This window comes from Pseudoalteromonas sp. OF5H-5, assembly GCF_021530695.1.
GTDB lineage: Bacteria > Pseudomonadota > Gammaproteobacteria > Enterobacterales > Alteromonadaceae > Pseudoalteromonas.
Genome location: NZ_JAKGBF010000012.1, coordinates 64,971 through 77,069 on the forward strand (window position 1 = coordinate 64,971; position 12,099 = coordinate 77,069).

Consider the following 12,099-nt stretch of genomic DNA (forward strand, 5'->3'; position numbering starts at 1 on the left):
CCATCAGTATTCTGTTCTAATTACATTGTAAAGTTAATTAAATGTTAATTGTTTGGGGTGGGGATGGAGCAAAGCTAGATCCAAGTGTTATTTGAGTAATAACTCAAAAAATAAATTATAATTGACATGTGTTAAAAGTATGATAATGTACCTGTATTGGGTTCTTTAGCAGTAAAGTAATTACAAAATGGTGGTATTTAATGCAACTAGGTCTACGCAAGATCGATCATAATTATAAGAACTTTATTTACAGATATGTATCTTCGAGTTTCTGTGTTAGACAATTAAAAAATATACTACCAATGGAGTTGGTTTTACATGATTATTATAGTTATTCATTAAAAAAAATAAAAATTGAAAATATATTGAGATTGAGAGGGAAGTTCTATAAAACTATTGATTTTGGTTTGAGGGGAAGGGAACTTGAGGAAAGTGAAATTTATTTAATTAATAAAAGCCTCAGTTTAGAGCTTCCAGGCTATAGGACTCATAAGTCATGGGTTGGTAGGAGTGAAAATGATAAAATTTATATACCACCTGCACCCAGTAAAATTAAAAGTTTAATTAACGATACGCTAAAAATATTTAACAAGGAAAGAGTTGGAAATAATTTAACTTGTAACCTTTTTTTATATTTTAGAATTGTAGCTATACACCCATTTATTGACGCGAATGGAAGGACCGCTCGCTCTTTATTTCTAAGCTTAGTCGAAGAAAAGTATAGCTTATATTGTCCTAGACTTCATCTTTCAAAGAAAACTGAAGAAATGTACAACGAACTATGTTTTAAATCTCTTTCATCCTATGAGAGTTTTGCTAACTCTCCAGAGTTAAGAACACTATTAGAAATGGGAAAGGAGTTGACCAATTACTTTAACAATGAAAAGGAATCCTTGGTTTTTAATGTGGTGCGAGATTATAGGGTGACGGATGAAGAAAGGTTTTATAAATTATTTAATGTTCTGGTTGATAAAGGGGTTTTTATAGAAAGTGTAGAGGGAGTAAAAGATGATTTTTATATTAACCTTAAGAAAAAAGGTGTTGTTGAAGTCTTACCAATATTTGGAAGAGTCGGTAACGTTATAATTTCAAAGCATATTTTCAATTACCACAATAAGTTACATGAAAAGTTAATAAAAGGAATGAAATGAATATAAAAAAGAGTTTGATCTTTAGTCTGATAGGGGCTGCTTTATTAAATGTTGATATCGATGCTTACGAACTATCAAATAGTAACTCGCTATCAGTCGGCTTTAAAAGTGCATATGCTATTGAGAGGATACAAGTAAATGGCGTTGCTATTCCGAAGAGCCGATTTCGGCATTCTGTTAGTAATTTAAGTCGTACATTTGAAACTTTGGGTGATCGTTATGGGTACGATAACTCTAGCTCTGAGCAAAGAGAAAAAGAAGCAAGAGCATTTGATCGTGAGGTTAGATGGCTCTGTGGTAATTATGCAGATCAAAAACCAGACTCTTGTGATCCATTGTTAAAACCAACAATATCAGTAGATGGTTGTAGCTCAGAAATAGGTTCTATTGATATACTTAATAGCTGGGATGGAGTTTTTAGAGATAGCTGCAACAGCCATGATAAGTGTTATTCTACTCTTGATTCAGGACAAAAGAATTGTGACGATCAATTTCACGCAGATATGGCTGCGACATGTAAAGTAAAATGGGAAAAGTCTGCGAAGGGAAAAAAAGATATAGAGTTTAATTATAGATGTAATAAAACAGCGACGCTTTTTGCTAGAGGAGTAAAGGGTTTTGGGAAGTCCTATTATAACTCGGCCCAAGAAGAATCTGCATGTTATGAATGGCACGATAATTTACAAATTTGCAAGCCTATAATTCACGAATATTTTAAAAGCTAACTCACGGCCCCTATTTTTGGGGCTATCTAGGAACGAGAAAATGAATCACTTATCAAAAAATATTTTTTTAATAGGTTTATTTTTTTCACCATTCTCCTTTTCTTCTAATTGTAATTACTTTTATTTTGATGGGTTTGGTGGAAATGTTGAGAGGCCCTATGTTTATTACGAAAGGGATTGGTTCAACGATATTGATATTGAGTCAGATGAAGTTGAGATCACAAAATCTTTAGTTGTTGATGCTGTGGTAAAGGTAATATCTGGGGAAGCTAGTCACCACAATATTGTAACTGGGTGGGACTTTAATACTCTAGAATTAGCCTTGATTTATGATGTTGGTGATGATTATGTAGAAAGCTTGGCTGCTTTAGGTTATCGAGTTTCAAAATCATCTCTTACTATCTTGCTGGAGAATAAAGGTGATGAAGAATTTATAGATTTATTGAAAAAATACTATGATGGTAATAAACATGAGTTGTTAATATACATTTCAGGGAGACGTTTTTCTTTGACCAATTACTTGTTGTCGAAGAAGAGGTTTGAATTAATAAAAAAGTTGCAAGATGAATTAAATATTGATGCCAGTTCAAATTCCTTGCGAGGGGATATGGTTAACTTGGATGGTTATAGTATAAATGAAAGGTTGGTGATTTCTGATTTTATAGATTTGCGCGTTTATGGCGAGGTTTTTAACAGAAAGGAATTGCAACGAAAAGATAGATTGAAAAAGATCAAGTTAGCTTTTGATAATTATAAGCATTATAACTTTTATAATAGGTGTAGGTATCAAGATGTAGACTTTACAAAGGCAAAGTTTATAGGTGCAGTAGGGTTTGGTGAGCTTAAAGAAAAAATAAAAGGTCTTGACTTAGATGGTTCGTTAAAGTTATTTCAAGGTCAGCCTATTTATCAAGATTATGTAAGTTATCTTTTTTCAATAGATAATATAGATGATAAGCCGTCAGTATTCTTAGATGATTTTAAGAGAGTCCCTTCTGAAGAGTTGTATGGTTATGTTAATGATCAAGAGCATGCATACTATTCAAGGAATGGGATAAGTGTTAATGAGTTCTATTTTCTACATAGAAATGGGTCTTGGAAAGAGCAAAAACAATTGTTTAACATAACTAGAGTTGCTGGTTATTTGTCAGAAAATAAATGGCTTATCTCTCGCTTGTCAAAAAATAAATTAGATTCCCTAAGTGGTTTATATCTTTATGGTAAGAATTTTAGTTTCTATTATTTACAAGGTGAGACTGATGTAGAGGAATTTAAAAAGGCTGTAACCGTTTTCGGTGCTCCAAAGTCTGAGTTTGGTATCAATATTTTGGAGTGGTACTCGGTAAAGTCGATGCAGAATAAAAAGTATGAAAAAATTAAGAACTACGTTAAAAATAATTATAGTTATGTTGTTAGGATTCAAAAAGAAATAAATTTATGAATGATAAATTTAACCATAACAATATATTAACTTTTCTATTTATTTTCGTTAGCTTGCCACTTTTAGAATTTGTCAATTTAGCCTTTAATGGTACGTACTTTTCATTGTCATCTTTTTTGTACTTATTAATGGTGGACCTAGTCGCAAAGTCAACTCCACTTGCTTTTTCCAAATTGATGTTGAGTTTTAAAGGTATAAGGTTGATTCGTGAAATAGTAAGAAACTACTTGTACGGCAGTATTATGCTGATTTTTAGTATGTATGTTTGGATTATATACTTTTCGGAATCAAACTTGGCAGTTCTTATCTTGGTAACACCTTATGTCATTTTAATTACAGTCCCTGCACTTATTATGAGCTGTATACTCACCCGATGTATTAGAAAAAATCAGAGGGCTGAAGGGCAGCCCTAATGGGGAACATACGTTAGCAAAATGATTGGGTGAATATGGATGAGGCGGCTTTGAATCGTCGTACTAACAAAGCCATTAACCCAATCCTGTCAATTTATAGTAGAATAACCAACTTAGTGATGAGGTACTGCGGCTGTATTAAAAGCGTTTAGTACCCTATGTTGTATCCTTTACTTATCTCTTGCTTCGTACGAATGGCGCGATGGTAGGTGTGAGTTTGGCAAGGTATTCAACATATGAGCTTTTAAAGTTAATTAATACAGGTGGTTATAATGGCAATACAGTGGTTCCCAGGGCATATGAATAAAGCGCGCAATGAGATCAAAGAGATCATGCCGCAGATGGATGTCATTATTGAAGTGCTGGATGCTCGTATTCCATACAGTAGCGAAAACCCGATGGTAGGGCAGTTACGTAGTGACAAGCCTGTTATCAAAATCATGAACAAAGCGGACCTTGCCGATCCTGAACTGACCAAGCAGTGGATGGAGTATTTTGAACGTGAGAGCGGTGTAAAAGCGCTGGCGTTTGGTCATGATAAGGCGAATGAAGTACAGCGTATTAATGCGCTTTGCAAAAAGCTTGCACCTCATAAAGTGGGTCAAGATAAGCAGCTAAAAGCCATGATCATGGGTATTCCAAATGTGGGTAAATCGACACTAATCAATACACTTGCTGGCAGAATTGTTGCAAAAACAGGTAATGAACCAGCGGTAACTAAAGCGCAACAGCGTATTAAGCTTGAAGACGGCATTATGCTTTACGATACGCCGGGTATGTTGTGGCCAAAGGTTGAGAACGAAAACTCGGGCTATCGTTTGGCGGCAACGGGTGCTATTCGCGATACGGCTATCAATTATGAAGAAGTGGCGAGTTACACCGCTGAATATCTGCTAGGTGCATATCCAGAGCTTTTAAAAGCACGTTACAAGCTCGACGAATTACCGGACTGTGACTGGACATTTATCGAGATGGCTGGCCGCAAGCGTGGTTGTGTAAAGGGCGGCAATCAGGTCGATACGCATAAGATGTCGGAGATTTTAATCAACGAGCTGCGCGATGCTGTTATCGGGCAGATCACGATGGAAACGCCGGAAATGCGAGAGTCGGAAGAAGAAATGGTTGCTGAGTTACGAGCACAAGCTGAGGCCAAAAAGGCCGCGCGTGAAGACGAAAAACGTCAGCGCCGCGCAAGAGCGCGTAAGAATCGCCGCTAAGCGGCGAATTTGGTTTGATTCCGGCCTTGTTTGGCACGATAGAGCGCGGCATCGGCGCGCTTTATAAAACCATCTTCTGATTCATCAATATGGTATTGTGCAACGCCAATACTGACAGTCACTTTGACCTCACATTCCGCCTGCTCTAGAGCAACATGGATCTTCTCAGCAATCGCAATTCCTTGCTCTAACGTCGCTTTGGGTAGCAATACCATAAACTCTTCGCCTCCCCAGCGGCACAGCAAACCGTTGTTTTCTATCTGGCGTTTACATACGTTGGAGAAGCATTGCAGCACTCTGTCGCCTACCACATGGCCATGTTGATCGTTCACTTGTTTAAAGTGGTCAATGTCCATCATCAACATCACTACTGGGGTTGATTGGGTACGCGCTCTCGCTAAATGGTGCTGAAGCTGTGGCTCAAAGGCTTGACGATTAAAGGTATCGGTGAGTTTGTCGTACTTCGCCATTTTTTCTAAGCGTTTTTGATAGTGATTAAATGTCAACTGCGCCACGGCTAATATTAATAGGGTGACGAGGCTCCCTACCCATAAATTGGTTGTGAGTATGTCGCTTATTCCACTGGATTTATCTATTGTTTGCTCAACAATTAAATACCAGCCTATAGAGTCCAAATAGCGCGAATGGACAAACTCGGCATGCTCGTCGGTTTCCAACCGAAATTGATATTCGGATTGATTGAGCAGCGCCGTTGCTTGGGTTGGAAAACGATCATGAATACTGGTGCCAGATAGAGTCTGATCGTTAAAAAATAAGAGCCTGCCTTTGTGGTCAATAAAGTACAGTTTGCGTGCGTAGCTGGCTTCGTATTGTTCGATTAAATTATGTAAATCAGCCAATAAGATACCAACCCCAACAACGCCAATTACATCGTTGTTTTGCTTTATTTTATGATTGACGTAAACAGTGGCTTCGTTGTTATCTCTTGGGTCTATATCAACATTGAGCGCATAGTCAGTATCGCTATGCAGGCTTTCTCGGTACCAATCGTTTTGTTTGGCGCGAATGTCTAACTGCTGGGTGTTACCATCAAAGTGGTAATAAGTGAGGCTCTTGTCATCCACTAAAAAGCTCGTTTTTGCGTGATGTAATGCTCGAGTATCTTCTAAGTAGGTGAAAATAAGCGTAGGGTCTTGCTTTGAAGACGTTAGCCAACGTTTAATAAAGACGTTATTTGCCATTTGCTGAGAAACAATAATTGGAGCTTGAAGCCGTTTTTGTATGTCTAAATCAATCAGATGGCTGGTGAGTGGCAGAGCATCATCGCTCACCCCTTTATACAACGATTGTTTAGCATGCTCGATACTTATCCAGCTGGTGAAAATAAACCCTACCAGCAGCAGCAGGCTTAACAACATGTTATAACGGTAGCGTCGAGCGTTCATATTATTGTTATTTTTGGAAAAATAGAATGATACGGATTCTAGTAAAAGAAAACGATTACACGACATTACAGCTGAACAAACGCTGATAGAAAATGTAGGTATAAAAAAAGCCCTGAGCAGGGCTTTTTGATTCATATCTACCGTCACCGATATGAGCAATGTAGCAAGTAAAAAGTGGTTGCCAGTGATACACATCAAGGGGCGTTGTAGCACATCACCGACAACACGATTCAGGGTCGAATCAGCAAGAGTATGTCCTCTTGTTGATATTGATTATCAATTAGATTAGCCGTTAGGTCAATACCTTTTTGAAAATAATTCTCATTAATATTTGTGCGACTGTTTTTCGGTAAGTGCTGAAAATAGATATAAATTTTGGGCATAAAAAAAGCCCTGAGTAGGGCTTTTTACGTTCATATCTACCGTCACCGATATGAGCAATGTAGCAAGTAAATTGTGAGAATAAACTTAGTCAGGTTTAGGGGCGACTGAATTAAGCTCATTCAAGCCATTAACGTTGGCCAGCCGTGTTTCAGGGTCGAGAAACAAACTAGAGTACTAATGCCAATCTCAAGGTAGCGAATACATCAGGTAGACAGGGCTTTACAACTATCAACCTTACTAACTGAGTTAGCGAAACAACACGTTGCCGTCTTGTTGATAGTGATTATCAGTTAGATCTAACAATGAGTCAATACTTTTTTGAAAATAATTCTCATTAATATTAATGTGGCTGTTTTTCTAGGAAATACCGAAGTAAAAATAAATTTTGGGCATAAAAAAAGCCCTGAGCAGGGCTTTTTGATTTCATATCTACCGTCACCGATATGAGCAATGTAGCAAGTAAAAAGTGGAGTTAGCGTCTAAATACGAGGAGCAATGCAAGTGCCTGCTAACGTCCTTGGTAGTTGTGGATACCAGCCTTGTTTCGGGTCAAGAAACTATTGTGATAACAAGTTGAGCCGTCACCCTCGTCTTGTTGATAGTGATTATCAATTAGATTTGCATGGCTGTCAACGCTCTTTTTGAAAATAATTCTTATTTAGATCTAAGTGGTTGGAATTACACCAAATTTAAATTTATTGAGTGTATTGTTTTATTAATGTGATGGTTTTTGGTGTGTTGTATGTCTTATTTCTGCTTATTCTAGGGGGCAAAGTATTATTCTATATTGAGCTATGCAGGCTCACCGTTTCCAGAGCTTCAGAGAAAAGCTAGGTTAATTCACCACCCACATCTTAGATATTTTGATTAACGCAGCGGTCATACTTTCGCTTCACTCGTTATTTATTTCCACACTACTTTGGGTTTTGTGCATATTGCTAATGATTTTTATGCACAAAAAGCGCTTTACTCAACTTAATCAACTTATTTCCGCAATCTATGGTTAATTGAGGGTTAACAATAAGCTCGTACTTGATAGCAGGTTGTAGTCGCTAGTCACAATACGTTTAAGACAAATGAGTACAGAGCAATGAGAACAACAATAATGAAGCCAGTTGTAGCAATGTCACTAATTGCAGTAACTGCTTGCCCCGTTTTGGCACAACAAGATGAAGCACTAGCCAGCAAGGTTGCAAAGCTAGAAGCGCAATTAAAGGAATTACAGTCCAATAAATCACTGAACCTTGAGTTTGGCGGGCGTGTACAACTCGATTTTAACCATTTTAGTGGTGCATACAGCGCCGATAATGAGGGTAATGCCGCCAGCGACTTTTTTCCACGTCGGATCCGCACCTATGTAGAGAGTGATCAAGGCGATTGGGAGCATAAGTTGCTACTCGATTTTGCTGAAGGCGATGCCGAGATAGTCACCGTAAGAGTGCGTTATACCGGCTGGAACAACGGCCCGCGCTTTCAGTTTGGTAAATTAAGAGAAGATATCACCCTGAATGCGCTCACTAGCAGCAAACACATCAATACCATAGAGCGCAGTTCCATCGCTGATACGTTTTCCCCTTACTTTCGTTGGGGCGCATCAGCTTATCAATATTTTAAAGATTCCGGTTTTCGCTATGCGTTAGGGGTATATAAAAACGACGCTTTTGGTGCATCTGGGCGTGACCAAGATGACCGTCTGGCACTTGCCTATTCGGGGCGTTTGACTTGGTCGCAACACACTCCTGGTAAAACCCTGCATTTAGGTGGTTGGGGTTCGTACCGTGATATGGGCGGTGCAACGCTGGGTAATCGCCTTGCTCGCGGTGAAGTACGCGAAGCCAAAGTGCGCCTCGTGGATTATGCTGCAGGCGGTGATGTAGTTGCCCTTGATAGCATGTCACAAGCCGGGTTAGAGCTCGCTTATCAACACAACGCCTTTATGCTTGAGGCCGAATATGCCACACGCAACTTAGATACCCTCGACCCTACTTCTGCTTTAGATGGGGGAGATATTTCGGGTTATCACTTGTCTTTGAGCTATTTCTTGACCGGTGAACACAAACAATATTCCGCAGGCTCTGCGGTGTTTAAGCAGCCTAAAGGGGTAAAAAATGCGTGGGAGTTGGTTGCGCGTATTTCCAGTATGGATGCTGAAAACGCCAACCAAGGCACGCAAGTCGACGCCTACACACTGGGCGGTACCTATTACCATTCCAGCAGCTTAAAGTTCATGGCTAACCTTGTCTATGCGGATGTTTCAGGAGCTGGAAGTACCGTGTTGGTTGGTGACGAAGATTCAGGATTTGGTTTTGCTGCACGCTTGCAGTATCTATTTTAACGGGAGCAGGTTATGAAGTTTGCATTAAAGCATCTCAAGTTAGCAATAGCTGGCGTGGCAATGATGTCTACTCAGGTATTAGCGGATACCCACTTTTTAATTCCCGGTGGTCCAGGTGGTGGCTGGGATACCACGGCTCGAGCTGTGGGCGAAGCGTTAGTGAAATCAGGGCTTGAGTCCAATGCGTCGTTTCAGAATATGTCAGGCGGTGGTGGCGGCCGTGCTATTGCTTATTTGATTGAATCGGGCAATAAAAAAGGCGATATGTTGATGGTTAATTCAACGCCAATCGTGCTGCGCGCGTTGTCGGGTAAGATCCCCTATAGTTATCGTGATTTAACGCCCGTTGCCAGCGTAATTGCTGATTATGGTGCATTCGTGGTGCGTGATGATTCGCCTTTTAAGAGCTGGAAGGAGGTGATTGCTCGTTTAGAAGTAAACCCCGGCTCTGTGACCGTTGCGGGTGGTTCTGCTCGCGGCAGTATGGATCATCTCGTTGCAGCACAAGCAGTAAAAGCGGCTGGCGTTGACGGTCGTAAGTTGCGTTACATTCCTTACGATGCCGGTGGCAAAGCTAAGGCCGGTTTATTGTCTGGCGAGGTGAAGATGCTCTCGACCGGATTAAGTGAAGCGCTCGACATGGCAAAAAGTGGTCAGGCGCGCATTCTTGCTGTTACTGCGCCAGAGTCTATCGCGGACTATCCAGAGATCCCAACCCTGAAGTCTTTAGGCTATGACATGGAATTTGTTAACTGGCGTGGTTTTTTTGCGGCTCCGGATCTCCCTCAAGCAAAACTCGACGAATATACCGTGAGATTACAAAAACTGGTGCAAAGCAAAGAGTGGGAAGCGGTACGCGCACGCAACGGTTGGTTGAATCTATTTAAGCCACAGCACGAGTTTATTGAGGCGCTAGAGGCACAAGAAGCACAGCTGAAAGTGGTGATGGAAGAATTGGGTTTCGTTAGACGCTGATTAAATTAAATAGGTGGTTGCAGTGAGGTTACTGCATCACCTAAAAGTGGGTAATTCACTATGTTAAACCGAGAATTGTTAGGCCCAGTGCTGTTTTTAATTCTGTTTTCACTCTATGCGGTATCTGCTTGGCAAATCCCGATTATGCCTTTTGAAGAGTACGAGGCGGTAAACTCAGCAACTTTGCCTAAGGTATACGCGCTGATTGGCATTGTTGTTTGTCTTTTGTCGATTGCCGCAACACTGTTTAAAGGCGTCCCTGCACCTGATACACGTGAAAAAGCAGAGACTACCTCCAAGGCAACCATAGCCCAATGTGCAGCACTGATTGTATTGATGCTTATCTACAGCAGTGTGCTTGAAAAACTCGGGTTTATTGTTTCGACCATTTTGTTTTTAGGCTGTGGCTTTTTAATTATGGGTGAGCGACGTAAGCAAATTTTGTTATTGGCGTCAGTGCCTGTGGTTATCGTGTTTTGGGCCATTATGACGCAGCTACTGGGGATCTATTTGGTTCCCGGTGAGTTTTGGAGTTAAGCCATGTTAGACGGTATTTTAGTTGGCCTGTCCACGGCCTTTATGTGGCAAAACTTACTGTACGTAATTGTTGGCTGCTTTGTCGGTACTTTTATCGGCATGTTGCCCGGCTTAGGGCCAATCACGGCGATTGCGTTGATGATCCCTATCACTTACAACATCGGTGCCGACTCCGGTATGATCTTAATGGCGGGCGTATATTACGGCGCTATTTTTGGTGGCTCGACTTCCTCTATTTTGATTAACGCTCCCGGTGTAGCTGGTACTGTGGCATCGTCATTTGACGGCTATCCAATGGCAAAACAAGGACATGCGGGTAAGGCTTTAGCTGTTGCCGCTTATGCTTCATTTACTGGGGGAACGATTGGTGCGTTGATGCTCATGATAGCCGCACCACTACTTGCAAAAGTGAGCTTAAGCTTTCAGTCTCCAGACTATGTGATGTTGATGTTTTTGGGCTTGACTGCGATTGCTGCTTTTTCTGCAAAAGGGCAATTTTTAAAAGCCATGATGATGACTGTATTTGGCTTGATATTGTCGACGGTGGGAATAGACCCTTCATCTGGAACTGAGCGTTTTACCTTTGGTCAGGCAGACTTGCTAGACGGCGTAAGCTTTTTGTTGGTCGCAATGGCAACCTTTGCATTGTCTGAGGCGCTGATCAACGTGATCCGTCCAGAAAAAGCTAATCAAGGTTCGAATGATGATGACACCCCCGTTATTGGCTCAACAAAATTATCTGGCGCTGAAGTGAAAGAAATGGCGCCAGTTGTGGGGCGCTCTTCGATTTTAGGATTTATCATTGGCGTATTGCCGGGGGCTGGCGCAACGATTGCGAGTTTTATGGCTTATGCGACAGAGCGAAATTTGGCACCAAAAGCCATTCGTGAGCGTTTTGGGCGTGGTGAAATCCGCGGCTTAGCGGCACCTGAGTCGGCAAACAATGCTGCTTGTACTGGGTCGTTTGTACCCTTGTTAACGCTTGGGATCCCGGGGTCTGGCACCACTGCGATTATGTTAGGGGCGCTGATTGCCTATGGTATTCAGCCGGGTCCTACGTTAATGCAGGACAATCCTACGGTGTTTTGGTCGGTAATTGTAAGCATGTATTTTGGCAACATTGTGCTGCTGATTTTAAATTTGCCACTGATCCCTTATTTTGCAAAGGCTTTGACTCTGCCACGCTCAGTTCTCACGGTGATGATTTTATTCTTTAGCTTGATTGGCGTGTATCTGGTGTCATTTAATACCTTTGATTTGTTTATGATGGTAGGTTTTGCCTTGGTGGCGGTGGTGCTGAGATTATTGAGTTTCCCGATGGCACCTTTGCTCCTTGGGTTTATTCTCGGCGATATGATCGAACGCAATTACCGCCGCGCCATGATGATTTCGGATGGCTCTATTAGCTTTATTTGGGAGAGGCCACTAACTTTAGGCATATTTGCGCTTGCCATGTTAGTGTTGTTGATCCCATTAAAAGAGTACTTCCAGCAACGAAAAGTTGCGCAGTAACCC

The 12,099-nt window shown here is 40.9% G+C and carries 9 protein-coding genes; 8 read left to right on the forward strand and 1 reads right to left on the reverse strand.

The features are described from left to right. Positions 1-200 precede the first annotated feature (200 nt). From L1271_RS17080 to ylqF, 4 genes are all read left to right on the forward strand, one after another. Positions 201-1,151 (forward strand): Fic family protein, encoded by a 951-nt coding sequence (locus tag L1271_RS17080; RefSeq protein ID WP_235368349.1) that lies wholly within the window; start codon positions 201-203, stop codon positions 1,149-1,151. Then, positions 1,148-1,876 carry a hypothetical protein gene (locus L1271_RS17085; protein ID WP_235368350.1) on the forward strand — a complete coding sequence of 243 codons (729 nt, stop codon included), beginning with the start codon at positions 1,148-1,150 and terminating at the stop codon, positions 1,874-1,876. The genes L1271_RS17080 and L1271_RS17085 overlap by 4 nt, the downstream gene beginning before the upstream one ends. Before the next feature lie 40 nt (positions 1,877-1,916). Continuing rightward, the gene (locus L1271_RS17090) at positions 1,917-3,317 is read left to right on the forward strand and encodes a hypothetical protein (protein WP_235368351.1); all 1,401 of its coding nucleotides are present in this window, start codon (positions 1,917-1,919) and stop codon (positions 3,315-3,317) included. A 685-nt stretch (positions 3,318-4,002) separates the two neighbouring features. After that, positions 4,003-4,947 (forward strand): ribosome biogenesis GTPase YlqF, encoded by a 945-nt coding sequence (ylqF, locus tag L1271_RS17095; RefSeq protein WP_235368352.1) that lies wholly within the window; start codon positions 4,003-4,005, stop codon positions 4,945-4,947. Here the strand turns inward: ylqF and L1271_RS17100 are convergent. Next, entirely contained in the window at positions 4,944-6,353 is a 1,410-nt protein-coding gene (locus L1271_RS17100; RefSeq protein WP_235368353.1) for a sensor domain-containing diguanylate cyclase, read from the reverse strand. The genes ylqF and L1271_RS17100 overlap by 4 nt on opposite strands. A 1,489-nt stretch (positions 6,354-7,842) precedes the next feature. On the opposite strand from L1271_RS17100, the gene L1271_RS17105 reads away from it, so the two are divergent. From L1271_RS17105 to L1271_RS17120, 4 genes are read left to right on the forward strand one after another with little or no spacing between them, the layout of a single operon-like run. After that, positions 7,843-9,072, forward strand: a complete 1,230-nt coding sequence (locus tag L1271_RS17105) for an OprO/OprP family phosphate-selective porin (RefSeq protein ID WP_235368354.1) — start codon at positions 7,843-7,845, stop codon at positions 9,070-9,072. 12 nt (positions 9,073-9,084) lie between these two features. Next, complete coding sequence (locus L1271_RS17110; protein WP_235368355.1) at positions 9,085-10,047, forward strand: Bug family tripartite tricarboxylate transporter substrate binding protein; 963 nt, start codon at positions 9,085-9,087, stop codon at positions 10,045-10,047. A 60-nt stretch (positions 10,048-10,107) separates the two neighbouring features. Continuing rightward, the gene (locus tag L1271_RS17115; protein ID WP_102057741.1) at positions 10,108-10,584 is read left to right on the forward strand and encodes a tripartite tricarboxylate transporter TctB family protein; all 477 of its coding nucleotides are present in this window, start codon (positions 10,108-10,110) and stop codon (positions 10,582-10,584) included. 3 nt (positions 10,585-10,587) lie between these two features. Next, entirely contained in the window at positions 10,588-12,096 is a 1,509-nt protein-coding gene (locus tag L1271_RS17120) for a tripartite tricarboxylate transporter permease (protein WP_102057740.1), read from the forward strand. The last annotated feature ends 3 nt before the right edge of the window (positions 12,097-12,099 follow it).

Coding starts and splice junctions, on each gene's coding strand:
- L1271_RS17080 (WP_235368349.1), top strand. CDS start 201: ATGCAACTAGGTCTACGCAAGATCGATCATAATTATAAGAACTTTATT.
- L1271_RS17085 (WP_235368350.1), top strand. CDS start 1,148: ATGAATATAAAAAAGAGTTTGATCTTTAGTCTGATAGGGGCTGCTTTA.
- L1271_RS17115 (WP_102057741.1), top strand. CDS start 10,108: ATGTTAAACCGAGAATTGTTAGGCCCAGTGCTGTTTTTAATTCTGTTT.
- L1271_RS17100 (WP_235368353.1), bottom strand. CDS start 6,353: ATGAACGCTCGACGCTACCGTTATAACATGTTGTTAAGCCTGCTGCTG.
- L1271_RS17120 (WP_102057740.1), top strand. CDS start 10,588: ATGTTAGACGGTATTTTAGTTGGCCTGTCCACGGCCTTTATGTGGCAA.
- L1271_RS17110 (WP_235368355.1), top strand. CDS start 9,085: ATGAAGTTTGCATTAAAGCATCTCAAGTTAGCAATAGCTGGCGTGGCA.
- ylqF (WP_235368352.1), top strand. CDS start 4,003: ATGGCAATACAGTGGTTCCCAGGGCATATGAATAAAGCGCGCAATGAG.
- L1271_RS17105 (WP_235368354.1), top strand. CDS start 7,843: ATGAAGCCAGTTGTAGCAATGTCACTAATTGCAGTAACTGCTTGCCCC.
- L1271_RS17090 (WP_235368351.1), top strand. CDS start 1,917: ATGAATCACTTATCAAAAAATATTTTTTTAATAGGTTTATTTTTTTCA.